Below are 21,126 nucleotides of genomic sequence, written 5' to 3'. Positions count from 1 at the left end.
GCTATGGCATTAGATTCAAAAACACCTCAAGGACCACTAGCAGATCAGTGGACGAACTATAAAAACGAAATTAACCTTGTAAATCCTGCAAACAAACGCCTTATAGACGTGATTGTTGTAGGTACAGGTCTTGCAGGAGGCTCTGCTGCGGCAACCCTTGCAGAATTAGGATATAACGTAAAAGCATTTTGCTTTCAAGATTCTCCACGTCGTGCACACTCTATTGCAGCACAAGGAGGAATTAATGCAGCAAAAAACTACCAAGGAGATGGAGATTCTAACTACCGTCTTTTTTATGATACAGTAAAAGGAGGAGATTACCGTAGTCGTGAGTCTAATGTATATCGCCTTGCTGAGGTATCTGCAAATATTATTGATCAGTGTGTAGCACAAGGAGTGCCATTTGCACGTGATTATGGAGGACTACTAGATAACCGTTCTTTTGGAGGGGTATTGGTAAGTCGTACTTTTTATGCAAAAGGACAAACAGGACAACAATTATTACTTGGAGCCTACTCTGCGATGAACCGTCAGATAGGTCGAGGTAAGATAAAAATGTATAACCGTCACGAGATGCTAGATGTTGTAGTCGTAGATGGGAAAGCACGTGGGATTATTACACGTAACTTAATTACAGGAGAAATTGAGCGTCATGCTGCTCACGCAGTGGTATTAGGAACAGGAGGATATGGTAATGTATTTTACCTTTCTACCAATGCAATGGGATCTAATGTGACTGCTGCTTGGAAAGCACACAAAAGAGGAGCTTATTTTGCAAACCCTTGTTATACGCAAATTCACCCTACGTGTATTCCAGTATCTGGAGATCACCAATCTAAATTGACTTTGATGTCAGAGTCATTACGTAATGATGGACGTATCTGGGTGCCTAAGAAAAAAGAAGATGTAGAGGGAATCCGTGCAGGTACATTAAAACCTATAGACATCGCCGAAGGTGATAGAGATTATTACTTAGAGCGTCGTTACCCAGCATTTGGTAACCTCGTACCTCGTGATGTAGCCTCTCGTGCAGCAAAAGAACGTTGCGATGCTGGATATGGAGTAAATGCAACAGGAGAAGCAGTATATCTTGATTTTGCAAGTGCAATACAACGTTACGGAAAAGAACAAGCACTTGTGAATCATGAAGATGCAAATGACGCCACAGTTGTAAAAAGACTAGGAACAGAAGTCATTAAAAATAAATATGGAAACCTATTCCAGATGTACAATAAAATTGTAGATCAAAATCCATACGAAACACCGATGATGATTTATCCTGCGGTACACTATACGATGGGAGGTATCTGGGTAGATTATAACTTACAAACAACAGTGCCAGGGTTATTTGCGATAGGAGAAGCAAACTTCTCAGATCACGGAGCAAACCGATTAGGAGCTTCGGCATTAATGCAAGGACTGGCAGATGGATATTTTGTACTTCCATATACAATAGGAGACTACTTGTCCGATGATATTCGTACAGGACCTATCTCTACAGATAATAAAGCTTTTGAAGAAGCAGAAAAGAATGTACGTACTCAAATAGATGCATTGGTCAATAACAATGGAGAAAAACCTGTTGATCATTTCCATAAGCGTCTTGGGAAGATTATGTGGGAAAAATGTGGGATGTCTCGTAATGCTAAAGATCTTGAAAGCGCTATTGAAGAAATCTCTGCATTACGTGAAGAATTTTATAAAGATGTACGAGTGCCTGGAGGGCAAGATGAGTTTAATGAAGAACTAGCAAAAGCACTCCGTGTAGCAGATTTCTTAGAATTAGGAGAGCTGTTTGCAAAAGATGCTCTTACTCGTAATGAATCTTGTGGAGGTCATTTCCGTGAAGAATCTGTAGAAGAAGATGGGCCTCAAAAAGGAGAAGCAAAGCGTGATGATGAAAACTTTACGTTTGTATCTGCTTGGGAATATAAAGGAGCTCCTAAAGATGCTGTATTGCATAAAGAAGAGTTAGAGTACAAGAATATTGAGTTGAAACAAAGAAGCTATAAATAAGAAAGATATGAAACTTACTTTGAAGATTTGGCGTCAAAAAAACGCAACTGCAAAAGGAAACATGGAAACCTATCCTATTGATGGAATCAATGGAGATATGTCTTTCTTAGAAATGCTAGATGTATTAAATAATCAACTTATAGAGCAGGGTGATGAACCTGTAGCTTTTGATCATGATTGCCGTGAAGGAATTTGTGGAATGTGCTCACTATTCATAAATGGGGAAGCCCATGGTCCTGATCGTTTGGTAACGACGTGTCAACTACATATGCGTAAGTTTAAGGATGGTGATGTTATCACGATAGAGCCATTTAGAGCTGCTGGATTTCCAGTCGTAAAAGATTTGATAGTAGATCGTTCTTCTTTTGATCGTATACAACATGCAGGAGGGTTTATTTCTATAAACACATCAGGTAATACACAAGATGCAAATGCGATTCCTATAGAAAAGGTACATGCAGATGCAGCCTTTGATGCAGCAACTTGTATAGGTTGTGGAGCCTGTGTGGCAAGTTGTAAAAACTCAAGTGCGATGCTATTTGTAAGCGCAAAAGTAAGTCAGTTTGCATTATTACCTCAAGGAAAGGTAGAAGCTACAGATCGTGTGCTTAATATGGTGAAGCAAATGGATGAAGAAGGTTTCGGTAACTGTACAAATACAGGCGCTTGTGAAGTAGAGTGTCCTAAAGGAATATCATTAGAAAATATAGCACGTATGAATCGTGAGTATATGTCGGCGAGTATGAAGGGGTAATTCCTAAATGTTTTAAAGACTTCTAAATACGCTTTCGCGAAAGCGTATAAAAAAATAAAAGAACCCAAATCTCATAATAAGATTTGGGTTTTTTAGTTACTATCTTAGCGTAGTAAATAAAATTTTTAAATACATGAAAAAAAACATTCAACTTCTTGTGTTATTTCTGTTTATTGGAGTTACCGCTTTTGGGCAGTCCTTTAAAGAAGATCAGTTATTAGAACGATTAAAAACATTGTCTTCTGATGCATTTGAAGGTAGAAGAACAGGAGAAAAAGGAGGATTGCTTGCACGTAAGTATATTATAAAGACGTTTAAAGACCTTGGGGTTTCTTCCTTTGGAAGTAAATATGAACATAAATTTACATTTGAAGCAAGAGGGAAAGAATATCAGGCAGCAAATGTGCTGGCACAAGTTAAGGGAACAGAATTCCCAGATAAATATATTGTTATTAGTGCACATTATGATCATCTAGGTATTCGTGATGGGGAAGTGTATAATGGAGCAGATGATGATGCATCAGGAGTAGCAGCGCTTTTTAGTTTTGCTGAATATCTTAAAAAGAACCCACCTAGGTATACTGTAGTATTAGCTGCTTTTGATGGGGAAGAATTAGGTTTGCAAGGTGCTTATTATTTTGTGGATAAAATGAAAGGAGCAACTATTGCTGCAAACCTTAATATGGACATGATTAGTAGAAGTGAAAAGAAGGAATTGTATGTTGTTGGGACACCACATAATGAGAAATTAAAGTCTATTATAGAAAACCTTAAAAACCCTACTCAGTCAAAACTGTTAATAGGACATGATGGAGGAGATGGAAAAGAAGATTGGACAAGTGCGTCAGATCATGGAGCTTTTCATAAGGCAAAAATCCCTTTTTTATATTTTGGAGATGAGGACCACCCTGGATATCATAATCCAACAGATGACTATGAAAAGATAACTCCAGGTTTTTATAAAGATGCAGTTCGCCTTATTCTATCTGTTTTTATTCAAATAGATAAAAGTGATTTTTAAAAAACGTGATTCATAACATGAAAAATACCTGTTTTAGGTATTTTAATATCGCAAAAAGCCTAAGTAGAAATACTTAGGCTTTTTTGTTTGAAATGACGTTTGAAAGTTTGAATAAATCTGTGTAATCTTTTTTTTTGACTACACATAATTTTAATTCTCAATGTTATCAAAACGTTATTAAAAATGTTAGTAAACAAGCGTAAAAAGCCTTGGTGACGTGGTTTTTTGAGTAAAATCGGGTCCTATTTTAAAGAATAAGATCATGTATTTAAAATATTGATAACCAGATATATGTGTATTTTGTTTAACAAAATACTAAGAAAATTATTTTTTGACTTGTGTTGAAAACTTTGTGGATAACCACAGTTGTGATATTGAATGCTCAACCTCTTTTTTATTGATATTTGTTAGTCCCTAGTGGAATGAAAAAAACCAAACTTTAAATCATACGGACAATGAGTGTAGTAGAGCCTATCTTAGCAGAAAACAAAGACCGATTTGTGATATTTCCTATCGAGCACCATGATATATGGGAGTGGTATAAGAAATCAGAAGCAAGTTTTTGGACTGCAGAAGAGATTGATTTACATCAAGACCTTACCGATTGGTCTACAAAACTCAATGATGATGAACGTTATTTCATCAAACATATCTTAGCTTTTTTTGCCGCATCTGACGGAATCGTAAATGAAAACCTTGCAGAGAATTTTGTAAACGAAGTACAATATTCTGAAGCAAAATTCTTTTATGGATTCCAAATTATGATGGAGAACATCCATTCTGAAACCTACTCACTACTCATTGACACCTACGTAAAGGATGAAGTAGAAAAAGATAAACTTTTTAATGCTTTAGAGAACTTCCCTGCTATTAAGAAAAAAGCAGATTGGGCTTTACAGTGGATAGATAGTCCAAGCTTTGCAGAGCGCCTTATTGCTTTTGCAGCTGTAGAAGGAATTTTCTTCTCAGGAGCTTTCTGTTCTATTTACTGGTTAAAGAAAAGAGGGCTTATGCCTGGACTTACGTTTTCTAATGAATTAATTTCACGTGATGAAGGAGTACACTGCGATTTTGCTGTACACTTACATAATCATCACTTGATTAATAAAGTACCTAAAGACCGTATTAAAGATATTATCGTTAACGCACTAGATATAGAGCGTGAATTTATTACTGAGTCGCTACCTGTTAGCCTTATCGGGATGAATTCAACCCTAATGACACAATATCTAGAATATGTGACAGACCGCTTACTTACAGAATTAGACTGTGAGAAAGTATATAACACTGCAAATCCTTTTGACTTTATGGATATGATCTCACTCCAAGGAAAAACAAATTTCTTTGAAAAACGAGTTGGAGAATACCAAAAAGCAGGTGTTGTAAAAGATAAGGATGACAATGGAGAAGGTCAGAAAATTAGTTTTGACGCCTCTTTTTAAATTAAAAATGAACTCTTGGGTCTTTTGTAATACGTAGAAGACCGCTTTCGCGAAATGGTATAACTTGATATAACCAAAATAACGAACTCAATAATAACAAATCATAACCCGTACAGTTTTGGGATGAACTGTATAAACTAACAAATTAACAAACCTTTTCTCAATTTGGGGGAATACTTTTTGGGGAGAATTAATATTTTAAGTGTATGTATGTAGTAAAAAGAGATGGCCGTCAGGAACCGGTCATGTTTGACAAGATTACTTCTAGAGTAAAAAAATTATGCTATGGACTTAGCGACTTTGTAGATCCAGTGAAAATATCGATGCGCGTTATCGAAGGACTTTATGATGGAGTAACTACAAGTGAGCTTGATAATCTAGCAGCAGAAACCGCAGCTTCGATGACTACAAGTCATCCAGATTATGCAAAACTTGCGGCGCGTATTTCTGTCTCTAATCTACATAAAAACACAAAAAAATCTTTCTCAGAAGTGATGACAGACCTGTATGAATATGTAAACCCACGTACAGGGAAGAAAGCTCCAATGATCGCAGATGAAGTATATGAGGTGATGATGAGCAACAAAGATGCCATCGACTCTATGATTATTTATAACCGTGATTTTGGATATGATTACTTTGGTTTTAAAACATTAGAACGTTCATACCTTTTAAAAATTAATGGACAAATTGCCGAACGTCCTCAGCATATGCTAATGCGTGTTTCTATAGGAATTCATTTAAATGACCTAGAAGCTGCAAAAGAGACGTATGAGTTAATGTCTAAAAAATACTTTACGCATGCAACGCCTACGTTATTTAACTCAGGCACCCCTAAACCACAAATGTCTTCTTGTTTCCTACTGACAATGAAGGAAGACAGTATAGATGGTATTTATGATACACTTAAACAAACTGCAAAAATTTCTCAAAGTGCTGGAGGAATAGGATTATCTATTCATAACGTTCGTGCAAAAGGTGCATACATAGGAGGTACAAATGGTACATCTAATGGTATCGTTCCTATGCTTAAAGTATTTAACGATACAGCAAGATATGTAGATCAAGGAGGAGGAAAACGTAAAGGTTCTTTTGCTATTTACATGGAACCTTGGCATGCCGATATTTTTGATTTCTTAGATCTTAAGAAAAATCACGGTGCAGAAGAAATGAGAGCACGTGATTTATTTTATGCCATGTGGATTTCTGATTTATTCATGAAAAGAGTACAAGAAGATGGACAATGGACATTAATGTGTCCAAATGAATGTCCTAACCTTTTTGATGTTTATGGTGATGAATTTGAAGCACTGTATACAAAATATGAAGAAGAAGGAAAAGGGCGTAGAACTATCAAAGCACGTGAGCTTTGGGAGAAGATTATGGAGTCTCAAATAGAGACAGGAACTCCATATATGCTTTATAAAGATGCTGCAAACCGTAAGTCTAATCAAAAGAATTTGGGGACAATACGTTCTTCAAACTTATGTACGGAAATTCTTGAGTATACCTCTCCAGATGAAATCGCAGTATGTAATCTAGCGTCTATAGCACTTCCTATGTTTGTAAAAGATGGTGCTTTTGATCATCAAGAACTATATAATATTACAGTAAGAGCGACTAAAAACTTAAATGTAGTTATAGATCGTAATTACTATCCTGTAAAAGAAGCAGAAAATTCAAATATGCGTCATCGTCCTATCGGACTAGGTGTGCAAGGTCTTGCAGATACGTTTATTAAACTGCGTTTGCCTTTTACAAGTGATGAAGCAAAAAAATTAAATCAAGAGATTTTTGAAACACTCTATTTTGCAGCAGTAACAGCTTCAAAAGATTTAGCGATAAAAGAAGGACCTTATTCTTCATTTGAAGGATCTCCTATTTCAAAAGGAGAATTCCAATACAACCTTTGGAATATCAAAGATGAAGAATTGAGTGGTCGTTGGGATTGGACAGGCTTACGTAAAGAAGTGATAGAACATGGAGTGCGTAATTCATTACTTGTAGCGCCTATGCCTACAGCATCTACATCTCAAATTCTTGGAAATAACGAAGCGTTTGAACCATATACTTCAAATATTTATACACGTCGTGTATTATCTGGAGAGTTTATCGTAGTAAACAAACATCTTCTTGAAGATCTTGTTGCTCTTAATCTTTGGAATGATGATCTTAAAGCGGCTATTATGCGTGCAAATGGATCTATTCAAGAAATTAATGTGATTCCTCAAGAATTAAAAGAACTCTATAAGACTGTATGGGAAATGAGTATGAAAGATATTATAGATATGTCTCGTCATAGAGGATACTTTATAGATCAATCACAATCTCTAAACCTATTTATGGAAGGAGCTAATTTTGCAAAGCTGACTTCTATGCATTTCTATGCTTGGCAGAGTGGATTAAAAACAGGTATGTATTATTTACGTACAAAATCTGCTGTAGATGCTAAGAAATTTACGCTTTCTGCAGAGAAAAAAAGTGCTCCTCAACCACAACAACAAGTGGCAGCAAGAGCCGCGCAAAAATTGGAAGCAACACAACAAACCGTAGCTCCATTAACACAAGCAAATACACAAAGTAATGTGCCACCGCAAGTGATTCAACATGCAGAAGCAGCTGCAGAGATGCAAGTGCAAATGACTCTTGAAGAGCCAGCACCATCATACGAGGCGCAACAATCAAGCCTTCAAGGGCAAACGCAGACAACGCAACCTAATACAGCACCAATGACGCCAGATGAAATGAAGGCGATCATAGCACAAGCAAAAGCATCAGAAGGTGATGATGATTGCTTAATGTGTGGTTCTTAAGATATTGTTGTTGAATATCTACAATTAAGTAGAGAGAACAGAAATTTTATCAAGTGTTATTAATAAACCCAATTTCTACTTTTAGAAATTGGGTTTTGTTTTGTGTATTATTGCGATTTAATTTTCAATATTTTATTATATCTTCATCAGAAAACAATGCTATTTATGGAAGAGAAGATATTAGATCCTCTACAATGCTCTTTTTGTGATGTCGTGATGGAAGAAGATCAAGCTTTCTGCGTGTCTTGTGGATTTCCTGAAAAAGGAACAAAGCAAGAACAATCAAAGTTTCATGCAGATCGCATATTAAACATGCGTAAATCCAGCGAAGCGCGAGGAGGTATTACAAGTGCTAGAAATATCTTATTTATTATAGCAGCACTTAAGATGATATCGGGAGTCGTTTTTTTCTTTTTATTAGATGAAGATAGCGAAGTTCTTATTACACAGACGATTCTTGCTGTCATCTATGTAGTATTGGGATATTGGTCACAACAAAAACCATTGGTAGCTTTAATTTTGGGATTACTCGTTTATATTACCATTATTGTACTAGGGGCTATTCTAGATCCTACTACTATTTTTAGTGGAGTCATCATCAGGGTATTAGTTATTGTATATCTTGCAAAGGGAATACATGCTGCGTTACATTTAAAGCAAGGAATAAGGTGAGTCAGGATTCTTTGTCAACACATCATTGTGATAACTGTAGTGCGCCTTTGGTTGCAAAAGCAAAGTTTTGTGGTAGTTGTGGTGCTTCTATAAAATGTTCTAAAAATGCAGGTTTAGAAAAAAGTGTATATGCTATTATTGCTTTTTATGTAGCGTTCTTAGTTCTTGCTATCGTTAATAATACAGTATTTGCTACAGATTATAGTTTTACCTCAGAAGTAATCATAGAGGTCGCTTTTATAGTAATTACATTGGGCTTTTGTTTTTTAGATTGGAGAGCTATTATAAGACTATACATTATACGCGATATAGATGTAAAAGGAATACTCATGACTCTCTTAATTCCTATAGGTAGTGCAGTTGTTGTGTATTATGGAATTGATTGGATTAATGAAGCACTAGGAGAGTATGGAGATAGTAATATGTTTGCTGAGTATGTAGCTTATGAGAATTCATTATTTTGGGCTATTTTCTTTATTGCTATTTTGCCTCCTATTTTTGAAGAACTAGCATTTAGGGGTTTTTTATTTAATGAATTGAGAAAAGTGAGTTCTGTACAAGTTACTATTATTGGAACGTCATTTCTTTTTGCTTTGGTACATTTTTCATTGATTTCTTTTATTTGGATCTTTCCTTTTGGGATATTTTTAGGGTATTTGCGACAACGATATCAAACATTATGGTTGGGAATGATTGTGCATTTCATACATAATTTTTTAGTGCTTATGCTAGATTATTACTTTTACTAGAAAGAGAGTTAATTAGGTAAGGTGATGTTATTTTATACGCTTTCGCGAAAGCAAAATTAACTATACTAATTGCAGTAAACACCCAAGAATTGCACCTCCAGCAATAATCCACATAACGTTTAACTTCCACTTGCTGAATATAAAAAAGGCACTTATAACTGCAATAACAATAGCGCGCCAATCGGTAAGTGTTTCTAATCCCATAGTAATTAAGACGGCGAGCATAATAGCTACTGCGCCAACATTTACAGTATCTAAAAAATAGCTAAGAACCTTAGATGAACGCATTTTAGAAACAAATGGATTTAAGATCAAGACAAAGATAAAAGAGGGTAAAAAGATTCCAGCAGTTGCTGCAAGTGCTCCTCCAAATCCAGAAAGTTGATAACCTATAAAAGTAGCTGTAGAGAGTACAGGTCCAGGTGTAAATTGCCCAACAGCAATGGCGTCTATGAGTTCTGTTCTGGTGAGCCATCCTTTGGTGACGAGTTCTGCATCTAGGTATGCAAAAAGAACATAACCACTACCATATAATATAGCGCCAACTTTAAGAAATGTCCAAAAAACATGAAGCACAGGCGTTTTAATAAGTAGCGATGAGATCACTATAGGTAATGGAATAATGGTTTTTGCCGTTGTAATGGTTTTTGATTTTAGATAGAAATAAAGCGTTCCTATAACACCAGCACCAAGTAAGGCAATAATCTCATGTACGCCTAGTAATGTAATGATGAGTACTAGTATTCCTATAATAATAAGATCTATTGTTTTTGTAGCTTTCTTTCCTAGTTTTAAAATAGCCGATGCTATAATGGCGAGTACAGCTGGTTTAATACCAAAAAGGAAAGGAGCTATTTCTGGAAGTTTTCCATAAGAAACATAGAGGTATGCTAGTAATGCAGTAATAATGACGGCAGGAATTATAAAAGAAATTCCTGCGATAAATAATCCTTTGCTTCCTGCACGTTCATGACCACAATGCATGGTCATTTCTGTAGAGTTAGGACCTGGAATAAGATTTGTAGCGCCTATAAGATCTAGAAAGTGTTCTCTAGACATCCATTTGCGTTTGGATACAATTTCATCTTCCATCATAGCTATGTGGGCGGCTGGACCTCCAAAAGCAAAACAACCTAATTTAAAAAAAACAAGAGCTACTTCTTTAAGTTTGTTTTTGGATGCTGGTGGAGTTGATTTTCGCGAAAGCGTATTCATGTTTTAGTATAAAAAAAGACCTGATAAAGAATCACTTTATCAGGTCTAAGGTATTAAATATGTTTGTATATTTTATGACTGTTGGTGCTCATTGTGATATAAATCTAAAAGATTCATAATCTCTTCAATAAGATCTTTTGTCTCTAATAATAAACCAAAGTATAAGGTTGTATTCTTAGGACTGGATTCTTCAGAACGAGTACGAGCTACTTGTTTTTGAATTTTTTCAGTCACATTGTTATAAAGTTCTTCTTTTTGACCTAGAAGATCTCCTATCTGTGCATAATTACGATCTTTAAATGCCATCTCTGTAGCGCTCAAGAACTCATTTAGTTTTTTGTTAATTTCTTGAAGATCTCTTATTTGATTAAAACGTAAAGGTTTGTGGTTGTTGTTTACGTGTTTATAACTAGCTTTTGCAATATATTCTAAAGATTGTGTAATATCTTCTAGATATCCTAAAATCTGGATATAAAAATTACTTCCGCGTACGCTAGTTTCTTCTAAGTTTTTTATGAAGTAAAAAATATTACCACGTAGTTCATCTATCTCATCATTAAGTTTTTCTACACCAGCACGACTCTTTTTAAGACTACCTACTTTACCTTTGGCAAGTCCTTTAAGTACGTTTGTGTAGATCTTGTTTGTTCTAGAAACTGTTTTTGCGATATTGTCTGCACTTTCTTCAATGATGCCTTGAATAGTCTGACTTTCGGCTCTGCTTAAGTTTGATTCTTCTTTGGCAAGAGCGCTGTTTTTCTTATGAGAAAGATAGTTTCTTACTAATAGAGCTGCGGCTACAATAAGTAAAATAGCAACTACTGCAAAACGACCAGTAGGACCTCCTAAGTGAATTAAGAATGCAAGTGTTCCAGCGGCACAAAATGCACTAAATGCTGTGAAGAACCATCCTCCAATTACATTTAACACACCAGCTACTCTGTATACAGCACTTTCTCTACCCCAAGCACGATCTGCAAGAGAAGTACCCATAGCTACCATAAATGTTACATAGGTAGTTGATAATGGTAACTTCATAGAGGTTGCGATGGATATTAAAATACCTGCAACAACAAGGTTAATAGAAGCTCTAATCATATCAAAAGCTGGAAGTTCATAGCTTTTAGATCTAGGTAAATCTACAACTGGCTTTTCAAATCTTGAATTTAGATTTGCAAGTGTTCCTTTAGGGAGAATAGCACTTATTCCGCTATTGATATATGTAGTTCCTTTTACAACGGCACGTGAAAGTGCGTTTGGTTTGAACTTTTCTTTTCCTTCATCTTGTCTAGAAAGTCCTATTTCTGTATCAGCAACAGTACGTGCCTTTTTTGATGTCCATAAGGTAACTACCATAATGGCTCCTGCGATAAAAAGAATAAATGGTTCTGCTGGTACTTTTTTGTCAAGATCTCCCATTAAGAATTCAGCAGCAGGAACTCCAGATGCAGACCAAAGTTCATATGAGTGCCAACCTAACATCGGTACACCGATAAAGTTTACAAGGTCATTTCCAGAAAAAGCGAGTGCAAGTCCAAAAGTTCCTACGCCAATAACGACGATTAGTACTGTCTTTTTAAATATTTTTTCAAACGCATAAGAGAATAATGTCCAGAAAACAAAACTCCCTATCATTATGTACATCTCATTTCCTTCTAGAATCCCTTTAATATCTTTATATTGAGGTGTTCCTTTTAATCCTTTCATAAAGATAAAATAGGTGATAGCTGCAAGTGCAACTCCTCCAAAAATAGCTCCAAAGTTTTTGATTTTTCGCTCATAATTAAAAGTGAAAATCAAACGAGATATGAACTGGACAATGGCACCTACAGAAAATGCAATCACAACCGAGAGGAGTATACCACTGATGATACTTAGTGCTTTTTCAGAGTTGATGTACGTCCAAATATCTTCCATCGATTGATCACTGTTTGCTGTGATCTTAATGATAGCCATTACTACAGCTGCTCCTAATAAGTTAAATACGATAGATACTGTGGTAGAGGTAGGAAGGCCAAGGGTATTAAAGAAATCAAGCAGTAATATATCTGCTATCATAACGGCCATACATATGACCATAATTTCTTCAAAGGTGAATTGGCCGGGGACAAAAATCCCTTTACGAGCAACCTCCATTAAACCACCCGAATATACTGCACCAATGAAAATACCAAGACTGGCAATGATCATAATGGTTCTAAAACTAATTACTTTTGATCCGATTGCTGAATTCAAAAAGTTTACGGCATCGTTACTTACACCTACGATGATATCGAAGACAGCCAGTATGACTAAAGCTCCGATCATTAAAATATAAAGATTATCCATTGTTATCTAGATTAAAATATATTGCAAAAATTAGATTCTTAATTCAATCAAGTGTTACCTTAATGTTATCTATTTGATTAAAAGTGAACATCTAATTGTAAACGAAAGATCCAGTTAGTACCGTCCCCGTTTATAGTTTCGTATGTTAAATCTGATTGTACTTTGAGTTTATGACCAACAATAAATTTTGATGCGCCAACAGTATATTGGTCTGTATCACGACCACCGATGATGTCATCTAAGGTTACGTTTGTATATCTTCCAGAAAATTCCCAGTTGCTAGGTAATAAATAACCCGCTTGTAGGTTTATAGAATTACCTACTTCTACATTTCCTGCAGTAGTTCCATCTGTGTTTATAGCAAAAACATCTTCTGCATCACGGTGTGCATATTCTCCTTGAAATGAAAATCCTTGGTATTTGAAAATTGCATCAACAAATATGGTGTTTATGTTTGTTTCAAAAAGATCTTCTGGATCATCGCTTCCATCTATAAATAAGTAGCTTCCCAAATTACTTCTTGAGCGTACCGCATTATTGTTATGATCATAAGTCGCAGCAACCATTAATTTTGGAGTTGGTTCTCGTTTTAAATCACTAGAAGAATAATCTCCTTTGCTTGTAAATTCTCCAAATGGTAAAAACTCTACTCTACCTGTATATTGAAGTCCGCCTTGATTTCCTTGAGTAACGTTTCTTCCTTCTCCTTGAGAAACGGCTATCTTTTCTCTAATGACGAAGTTCTTTCCTAATTTATCTTTGTGACGTAATTGTAATCCTACATCACGATCTATGTTAAAACGAGAGTTTAATAAAGAACGATCTACAAATTGTAAGTTTCCAGAAGAAATCACACGCTCTATATTACCTGGAAGTTTAGTTTGACCTACCCATAGTTCCCAATCTGGAGCAAAGTTCCACATAACGACTGCATCAAGAATGTATCTCGGAGCATCACGTGTAAATTGACTTGCGCCAGAGATGTCCCTGTTAGAAAGTCCTAGCTCAAATTTGTATTTGAATTTTGGGCTAAAAGCAAAGCCATTAAATTTAAAACGAGCTCTACGTACTAGAAAGTTTTGATCTACCTCGGCAGAGTTTGGGTCATTTGCCGCAAGCGTAGAGGTCGATAAGAATTGCATACGTGTTGCAAATTTCATGCTCCAAGAGCTATCTTTTGCAATGACATTAAAAACTCCTTTTCCAAATTTAGAATCGGTAGTCTGTTGTGCATTTAAAGTAAAACAAGTACATAAAAGTACTGCAATTAGGGTAAGCTTAAGTTTCATTCTATTATTAGTTTTTGTCGAGTGCAAAGAACCGATCCTAATGTTAACTTAATGTTAGGTGTAGATTACGATTAAGTGAAAAAATAGGGCTGCCTTATGGCAGCCCTCACTTCAAAACCCGGTCGACAAAAACTAATGATCATGAAATGTTTCCTTCTAAGAAGGACTACAAATATCATATACATTCTTTATTCTAGTGTAATCATAATATTAGGTAATCTTTAATTTTTATTTAATTTATTGATATTATTTTGTTTTTTATAATATTGACAATCAATAGATTAAAAGATTAATGTAAATTTAATGTTATCTAAAGTTTTCTAAATTGTTAGAGAATTATTAACTTAGTGTTGTCGACAAACAAAACATATAATATATTATGAAAAAGATAGTAGTACTACTCGTATTAGTCTTTGGGTTTGCGACAGTTCAAGCACAAGAGAAAATTAAGAAAAACACGTATATACAAAACGGTGATCGTATTGAAGCTGTTTTGTATTTTGATACTGGAGAAGTAAGTCAGACAGGATTTTATACCAAGGCTGGAAAACTTACTGGAGAATGGGTGAGTTATAACTTGGAAGGGAAGAAAACTGCCACTGCATACTATGATAATGGAGCTAAGGTAGGTACATGGTTTTTTTGGAATGAGGATACACTTACAGAAGTAGATTATGAAAATTCTCGCATTGCTTCTGTAAATACTTGGAAAAATAAAGATTCTCGAGTGGTGAGCAATAAGTAGCTTGTTTCTTATAAGATATAGTCCGCTTTCGCGAAAGCGTATAAAAAATAAAAACCCGACCTATATAGATCGGGTTTTTGCATGTGGCTAAAACTGTAATATTTTAAAGAATTAGTTACGAGTCCATCCTGTTCTCCAAGTAGCATAATCAGTACCAGTACCGTTTCCTATTCCTGAGAAAAAGTCTACATCTGTAAATGTTGTTCCCGTATCGTTTTTAAGATGTAAGATCACATCTGTAAATGAAACATCAGTTACGCCTGTGTTACCATCTAAAACTCCTTGTCCAGTTGGGCTGTCTCCTGCATCACCATCAAGGTCGAAACCTTCTTCATATCCTTCGATTAATACATTTGTAAGTATAGCTCTTGTTCCAGCTCTTAAACGTACTGCTTCATTTTCATTTGTAGATCCAAGACCTACAATAGTAATGTTGTTAATTGTTGGTGCAGAGAAAAAGAGAGGACTTGCATTATTCCCTATATCTGTATTAAAACCGTCTCCTTCTATTCCTTTATCATGTGCTTGTCTGTGCTCGATATATACATCAGTAAGTGTTCCAGTAAACCCTTCTGTCCAGTCTACAGAGTCATCTTGTGCTCCAATGACAGAAACATTATTTGCATTTACAGTACCTCCGAAAAACTCGATACCATCATCAAGGCCTTCAAAAGCCTGAATAAACTCAACGGTAGTACCATTACCTACACCGTAAAAAGAAAACCCATTGTTTTCTGATGAAGCACTAGCACTTCCTCCTGAATACTCAACACGTACATAACGAATAATTCCTGAGTTGTCATTTGCAATACTTCCTCCGTATGGAAGACCACCTATTTCTGAAGTAGATGTCGCATCACCTCCTGCAACAGAGTTTATAGGAGCTCTACCTAAAACGATAAGCCCTCCCCAATCTCCAGGATTTGGAGTGGCATCATTTGAAGTAAATACAATAGGACTTGAAGAAGTCCCTTCGGCATTAATCATTCCTCCTTGAGCAACAGCAACAAATACGTCAGATCCTGTGTTTGCTTTTATAACAACACCAGCGTTAATTGTTAGTGTAATCCCATTAGGAACGATAAGTGCTTCTGTTAATACATACGCTTCATTTGCTTCTAAAGTTAGATCTACGGTTAATGTTCCGCCGATAGTATTAGCATTCGGATCGGGACCTGTATCTGGATTTGTGTCAGGATTGATAATCACTTCTACATCCCCATTATCATCACTAGAACAAGAGTTAAAACCTATAACTATCGCTAATAAGGCACTGAAAATAAAAATTGATTTTTTCATTTTTTCTGTAAATTTTTTGATTTAAATAATTGAATTGATTTTTCTATTAAAATTTGTATTTGAATTGTAAGCTTAGATGTACTCCTCGCTTGTATTGTGCAATACTACTACTACCATTTGCTGCACTTACAGGGACATCTCCTAAACTGGTACCCTCTCTAAAGAACTCGATGGTAGGATTTAATAAGTTTTTTGCACTTGCGTTAATTTCATAATGTTCTCCAAAACTGTTCTTCCATACCAAATCAAGGGTAGGGATGCCAGTCTCTATGATATTGCCTAATTGCCCAGAACCTAATGCATCTATACGATCTGAGAAATAAGAGAATACTAAGTTTGCTACAGGGGTATAGTTTTCATATTTGGCAAATGTTGGGCTATAGCTTACATCTGCATTTATTAAGAAAGGAGAAGCTCCTTGTAACTCATCAGTATTTCTATCAAAAGTGGTATTGATAAAACCTTCAGAGTTTTTAAGATCTTGTTCTGTAAAAGTATACGTCACATTTAACCCGAAAGATAGTATTGCATCCTCATCTTCATTTCTTAAGATCGCTTTACGAAGCTCTAATTCTGCTCCAAATACCTCTGCTTGGTCTCCAGAACGTACATAACGTTGTGTTCCAGTGGCATCATTTGCAACTACTAAGTTTACAGGATCATTAATTTGCTTTGCGAAAGCGGCAAAAGAGAATATTTCGCTATTTCCGAAGAACCATTCGTATTTTAAATCAATATTGTAAATATCTGAAAATGGTGTATCTCCTAGGATATTTGGATTACCTCCTGTTTGGTTTGTTACGTCTTCGTATACAAATGGTGCAACTTCTTTAAATTCAGGATTTGATACTGTACGACTAGCAGAAAAACGTAAGTTTTGATTTTCTTTTAAAGCATACTTAATATTTAAGCTTGGAAGAATAAATGTCTCACTAGCATTTGCAAAACCAGGATCTGTAGATAGTAAGTTAATTACGTCATATGTGATGTCTTGGCTATAAGATTCGATACGAATTCCAGGAGCAAAAGTCCATTTTTCTCCTAATTTAAGTGTAGCGTCTACATATCCAGCATGGATATCAAGATTTCCTGTGTATGTGTTTTCTGGATCTCCAGGTACGTTTCTGTTACCTATTCCAGATGCATTATCATTTAATGAATTAAAAACAAACGTATCATATACAACTCCTAAGTTCTCTTGTGTGAATATCGCATCTAAGTTATTTACATCTGGTACGGGTGTGTTAGGCTCTATAAAATCAAAACCATAACGGATGTTTTCGAAATTACGTTCTTTAACTCTTCCGTTATACCCTATATTAAATACGGTATTTTCGTTAAGAGTATACTCTAGATTTAAACGAGCATTGATTTCTTTGTCTTCTATATCTTGGAAATAACGTTGGTTATCAAAAGGAATGTTATTAAAGAAGATAGGGTTTGTTGATGGATCATTGTCAAATGTTCTATCAAAACCTTCTACACTAATTCTTCTACGATCTGGTTGACGTGCTAATACTGTATTGGCTCCTATAGCCCAATCAAGCTTTAGATTTTCATCTAGCGTGTGTGTTCCTAATAATTGATTAACAAAAATCATATCTTGATCAAACTGAACATTTGACACATAAAAACCTTCATCGGTATCTAGAATAGCATCTCTATTACGACCTTGCCCTTCTGTTCCAAAATATCCTACTTCATCTGTAGCATCATTAATAAATACAGAATTGAACTTTATTTTATGATCTCCATTTATTCTGTAGGTAAGATTTAATAACGCTGTTGTATTTGTGTTATATACATACTCTTCTGCATTTGGGAAGTTTACAGCTTCTACTGTTGTAAAGCTTCCTGCTTGCCCTTCACGGTATTCAAAATTATTGCTAAAGGCTGCAGTTGCAAATACACTAAGGCGAGACTCCTCTCCGATGTCCCAAGAATTACCTCCTGTGATTTTTCCAGAAATATTAATAGGGGTTCCTCCGTCTACTGGGTCAAATCCATTTTGAAGAATGGTAGCAAATGGATTGTTGTTATACCTATTATAGTATCCAAAAAAACTAGTTCCTTCACTTCTTACAAAATTTTCGCCTTGAGCATTGGTGTTTATTCCTGTGCCTAAATCGCTTTCTATAAAGAAGTCACCCGAGTATTCTTTTGAGGCAATGTTTACATTACCTGCAGCAAAATCTCCATAAAAGTTTGCCGCATATGTTTTACTTACACCAATATTCTGGATAAGATCTGAAGAGAATAAACTTAAATCTATATTCTTCTTGTTAATATCATTAGATGGTAAAGGCAATCCATTATATGTTGTGTTTTGATAACGATCTCCAAGACCACGAACATATACATTTCCTCCCCCTTCTTGTTTTGAAATTCCAGAGATTTTTGTTACAGCGGCAGCGGCATCACTTACTCCTTTGCTAGCAAGTTCTTTTGCTCCAATACTTTGTTTTTGAACAACAGCTTTTTGCTGGTCAATAAGTAAAGCTTGTACGCTCTCTTTACGTGATCCAGTACCTGTAATAATTACTTCGTCAAGAGCCGCTGCACTAGCACCAAGTCCTGTATTTATTGTAATTGTTTTATCAGATGCTACAACAACATTGGGAACTTCTAAAGTTTCATATCCTACAAAAGAAATAACAAGGGTGTATGTCCCTGGAGCCACATTACTAATGATATAATTTCCGTCAAAACCTGAAGTAGATCCTTGCGTAGTTCCTTTTATGATAACACTAGCAAAAGGGAGTGGTTGTCCATCAGCACTTTCTTTGTCGGTTAATGTTCCTGCAATCGAACCATTTTCTTGTGCCTGTGTGACAAGAGAAAGAAGTAACATTGTAAAGAGAAAAAATTGTTTCATTAATTAGGGTTTGTTTTCTGATGCAAAGAAATGATAGGAATCAAGCAATAGAGTTAAGTGAGTGTTATTGTTCTTTTAGCATGATGTAAGGTTTTTGTTACGATAATGTTACGTAAGAAAGGATAATGTTTCGTTTATGTTTCTTAATTAAGAAGTGTGAATAATTACGCTTTCGCGAAAGCATAACAACGCGTATCTTGCAACTATAAAATCAGAATATTATGATGCAGTGGGAACGCTTATTATCACTCAAAAGACAAGGAGATACAAATAAACGATTGCGTAAAGAGCAAGATGAGACACGTCTGGGATTTGAGGTAGATTACGATCGTATTATTTTTTCTTCGGCTTTTAGAAGTCTGCAAGACAAAACGCAAGTGATCCCATTATCTAAAACAGATTTTGTACACACACGACTGACTCATAGTTTGGAAGTGGCTGTTGTGGGGCGATCTCTAGGGCGTCAAGTAGGAAAACAAATTTTAGAAAAATATCCGCACCTTTCAGAAGTACACGGTTATCAGTTTAATGATTTTGGAGCTATAGTAGCAGCAGCAGCGCTAGCACATGATATAGGAAATCCCCCCTTTGGACATTCTGGAGAAAAAGCAATAGGTGATTATTTTAAAAACGGAAACGGAAAACGATTTGCATCACAACTTACCGATAAGGAATATCAAGATCTTTGCACTTTTGAAGGAAATGCAAATGGATTTAAAATACTCACAGAATCTATGCCTGGAGCAACAGGAGGCTTACGTCTTTCATATGCAACATTAGGCGCTTTTATGAAGTACCCTAAAGAATCCTTGCCTGTAAAGCCTACAAAACATATTGCCGATAAGAAATTTGGCTTCTTTCAGAGTGAGAAAAATGCCTTTCAGGAAGTAGCAGAAGAATTAGGACTTATTCAAACCAGAAAAGGAAAGGACATAAGTTATGCGCGTCATCCTTTAACTTTCTTGGTAGAAGCGGCAGATGATATCTGTTATACCATTATAGATTTTGAGGATGGAATTAACCTTGGACTGATTTCAGAAGAATACGCGTTGGAATATATGGTAAAACTAGTGCCTAATATCAACACAAAAAAATATTATGAACTTACGACAAAGGCATCGCGAGTAGGTTATTTACGTGCGCTTGCTATAGGAACATTGATTGATGAGGCGGTGACAATCTTTATGAAAAATGAAGAAGCTATTCTTGAGGGCGCTTTCGCGAAAGCGTTATTAGATAAATCCAAATATGAAGCCCAGATTAATGACATTCTTAAGATTAGCGTTTCAAATATTTATCAAAGCCAAGAAGTCGTCGAAAAAGAAATAGCAGGATATGAAATCCTCTCGACCCTCCTCGATAAACGTTGTAAGGCAATACATGAACACCCTACACATTATGATAAACTTGTGTTACGACTTTTTGAAGACTCAAACCAATATGAAACAATGACCGTGTATCAAGAGTTAATGAGCATCTGTAATTATGTATCTGTAATGACAGATAGTAAATCGTTGCGCATATTTCAGAAACTCAAAGGGCTTAATGTGAGGTAAGAAATTATCATGAATGTGTCTATATACATGTTCTCAATAGTGAGTGTGTTTAGGGAGTAATATGTATTCTGTTTTTATCTTGACGATTTGATATTGCCAAAACAGATACTTTTTAATATGTATTTATGAGAATATCGTATAAATTATTGCGAATTATTCAATAATCAGTTTTATTAGAAGCAAATTAGTGTGATATTGTATTATTTGTTACGTTAAAATTTCAAAATTCATAAATTTACAATACTTTTGATTCTTTCTTAAAAGTTTGAATAATTAATGTGTGGTAGGAATTATTGACATGACATTGTTATTATATAGAGAAACAATGTTTAAATTCTTATTCTATTACTTA

The 21,126-nt window shown here is 35.4% G+C and carries 14 protein-coding genes; 9 read left to right on the top strand and 5 right to left on the bottom strand.

The genetic code is table 11. The annotated features are described in order from the left end of the window. Positions 1–3 precede the first annotated feature (3 nt). The 7 genes from ABJD27_RS13735 (at position 4) to ABJD27_RS13705 (ending at position 9,467) form a co-directional block, all read left to right on the top strand. Positions 4–2,016 (top strand): fumarate reductase/succinate dehydrogenase flavoprotein subunit, encoded by a 2,013-nt coding sequence (locus tag ABJD27_RS13735; protein ID WP_348170187.1) that lies wholly within the window; start codon positions 4–6, stop codon positions 2,014–2,016. 7 nt (positions 2,017–2,023) lie between these two features. Further along, on the top strand, positions 2,024–2,770 hold the full coding sequence (locus tag ABJD27_RS13730) for a succinate dehydrogenase/fumarate reductase iron-sulfur subunit (protein ID WP_348170184.1): 747 nt from the start codon (positions 2,024–2,026) through the stop codon (positions 2,768–2,770). A 133-nt stretch (positions 2,771–2,903) separates the two neighbouring features. Next, entirely contained in the window at positions 2,904–3,791 is an 888-nt protein-coding gene (locus ABJD27_RS13725; RefSeq protein ID WP_348170182.1) for a M28 family peptidase, read from the top strand. A gap of 455 nt (positions 3,792–4,246) precedes the next feature. Continuing rightward, positions 4,247–5,233, top strand: coding sequence for a ribonucleotide-diphosphate reductase subunit beta (locus ABJD27_RS13720; protein ID WP_348170179.1), 987 nt, complete (start codon positions 4,247–4,249; stop codon positions 5,231–5,233). Between the two features lie 206 nt (positions 5,234–5,439). Further along, positions 5,440–8,046, top strand: a complete 2,607-nt coding sequence (locus ABJD27_RS13715; RefSeq protein ID WP_348170176.1) for a ribonucleoside-diphosphate reductase subunit alpha — start codon at positions 5,440–5,442, stop codon at positions 8,044–8,046. Positions 8,047–8,211: 165 nt separating this feature from the next. Continuing rightward, on the top strand, positions 8,212–8,718 hold the full coding sequence (locus ABJD27_RS13710; RefSeq protein WP_348170173.1) for a hypothetical protein: 507 nt from the start codon (positions 8,212–8,214) through the stop codon (positions 8,716–8,718). After that, a complete protein-coding gene (locus ABJD27_RS13705; RefSeq protein WP_348170170.1) occupies positions 8,715–9,467 on the top strand; it encodes a CPBP family intramembrane glutamic endopeptidase in 753 nt (250 codons plus the stop codon). Before ABJD27_RS13710 ends, ABJD27_RS13705 begins: the two co-directional genes overlap by 4 nt. 60 nt (positions 9,468–9,527) lie before the next feature. On the opposite strand, the gene chrA is transcribed toward ABJD27_RS13705, so the two are convergent. The 3 genes from chrA to ABJD27_RS13690 all read right to left on the bottom strand — a co-directional run bounded on the left by chrA (position 9,528) and on the right by ABJD27_RS13690 (position 14,299). Next, positions 9,528–10,682: a chromate efflux transporter gene (gene chrA, locus ABJD27_RS13700; RefSeq protein ID WP_348170167.1), complete on the bottom strand. Its 1,155-nt coding sequence runs from the start codon at positions 10,680–10,682 to the stop codon at positions 9,528–9,530. Positions 10,683–10,754: 72 nt separating this feature from the next. Continuing rightward, a complete protein-coding gene (locus ABJD27_RS13695) occupies positions 10,755–13,010 on the bottom strand; it encodes an inorganic phosphate transporter (protein WP_348170164.1) in 2,256 nt (751 codons plus the stop codon). A gap of 77 nt (positions 13,011–13,087) precedes the next feature. After that, positions 13,088–14,299, bottom strand: a complete 1,212-nt coding sequence (locus ABJD27_RS13690; protein ID WP_348170161.1) for a porin — start codon at positions 14,297–14,299, stop codon at positions 13,088–13,090. A gap of 379 nt (positions 14,300–14,678) precedes the next feature. Between ABJD27_RS13690 and ABJD27_RS13685 the strand changes: the two genes are divergently transcribed. Further along, positions 14,679–15,044: a nicotinic acid mononucleotide adenyltransferase gene (locus tag ABJD27_RS13685; protein WP_348170158.1), complete on the top strand. Its 366-nt coding sequence runs from the start codon at positions 14,679–14,681 to the stop codon at positions 15,042–15,044. Between the two features lie 111 nt (positions 15,045–15,155). Here ABJD27_RS13685 and ABJD27_RS13680 read toward each other — a convergent pair whose 3' ends face one another. Together ABJD27_RS13680 and ABJD27_RS13675 are read right to left on the bottom strand one after the other, a co-directional pair. Next, positions 15,156–16,343, bottom strand: a complete 1,188-nt coding sequence (locus ABJD27_RS13680) for a multidrug transporter (RefSeq protein WP_348170156.1) — start codon at positions 16,341–16,343, stop codon at positions 15,156–15,158. A 46-nt stretch (positions 16,344–16,389) separates the two neighbouring features. Beyond that, entirely contained in the window at positions 16,390–19,218 is a 2,829-nt protein-coding gene (locus ABJD27_RS13675) for a TonB-dependent receptor (protein ID WP_348170153.1), read from the bottom strand. Positions 19,219–19,442: 224 nt separating this feature from the next. On the opposite strand from ABJD27_RS13675, the gene ABJD27_RS13670 reads away from it, so the two are divergent. Next, on the top strand, positions 19,443–20,774 hold the full coding sequence (locus tag ABJD27_RS13670) for a deoxyguanosinetriphosphate triphosphohydrolase (RefSeq protein ID WP_348170222.1): 1,332 nt from the start codon (positions 19,443–19,445) through the stop codon (positions 20,772–20,774). Positions 20,775–21,126 lie beyond the last annotated feature (352 nt).

The sequence above is a fragment of the Dokdonia sp. genome (genome assembly GCF_039945015.1).
GTDB lineage: Bacteria > Bacteroidota > Bacteroidia > Flavobacteriales > Flavobacteriaceae > Dokdonia.
The sequence above is the reverse complement of the archived record's forward strand: the minus strand, read 5'-3'. Positions and strand labels throughout refer to the sequence as shown.

Bases quoted from the DNA above. Each gene is read 5' to 3' on its own strand.
- ABJD27_RS13735 (WP_348170187.1), top strand. From the start codon at position 4: ATGGCATTAGATTCAAAAACACCTCAAGGACCACTAGCAGATCAGTGG.
- ABJD27_RS13730 (WP_348170184.1), top strand. From the start codon at position 2,024: ATGAAACTTACTTTGAAGATTTGGCGTCAAAAAAACGCAACTGCAAAA.
- ABJD27_RS13725 (WP_348170182.1), top strand. From the start codon at position 2,904: ATGAAAAAAAACATTCAACTTCTTGTGTTATTTCTGTTTATTGGAGTT.
- ABJD27_RS13720 (WP_348170179.1), top strand. From the start codon at position 4,247: ATGAGTGTAGTAGAGCCTATCTTAGCAGAAAACAAAGACCGATTTGTG.
- ABJD27_RS13715 (WP_348170176.1), top strand. From the start codon at position 5,440: ATGTATGTAGTAAAAAGAGATGGCCGTCAGGAACCGGTCATGTTTGAC.
- ABJD27_RS13710 (WP_348170173.1), top strand. From the start codon at position 8,212: ATGGAAGAGAAGATATTAGATCCTCTACAATGCTCTTTTTGTGATGTC.
- chrA (WP_348170167.1), bottom strand. From the start codon at position 10,682: ATGAATACGCTTTCGCGAAAATCAACTCCACCAGCATCCAAAAACAAA.
- ABJD27_RS13695 (WP_348170164.1), bottom strand. From the start codon at position 13,010: ATGGATAATCTTTATATTTTAATGATCGGAGCTTTAGTCATACTGGCT.
- ABJD27_RS13690 (WP_348170161.1), bottom strand. From the start codon at position 14,299: ATGAAACTTAAGCTTACCCTAATTGCAGTACTTTTATGTACTTGTTTT.
- ABJD27_RS13685 (WP_348170158.1), top strand. From the start codon at position 14,679: ATGAAAAAGATAGTAGTACTACTCGTATTAGTCTTTGGGTTTGCGACA.
- ABJD27_RS13680 (WP_348170156.1), bottom strand. From the start codon at position 16,343: ATGAAAAAATCAATTTTTATTTTCAGTGCCTTATTAGCGATAGTTATA.
- ABJD27_RS13675 (WP_348170153.1), bottom strand. From the start codon at position 19,218: ATGAAACAATTTTTTCTCTTTACAATGTTACTTCTTTCTCTTGTCACA.
- ABJD27_RS13670 (WP_348170222.1), top strand. From the start codon at position 19,443: ATGCAGTGGGAACGCTTATTATCACTCAAAAGACAAGGAGATACAAAT.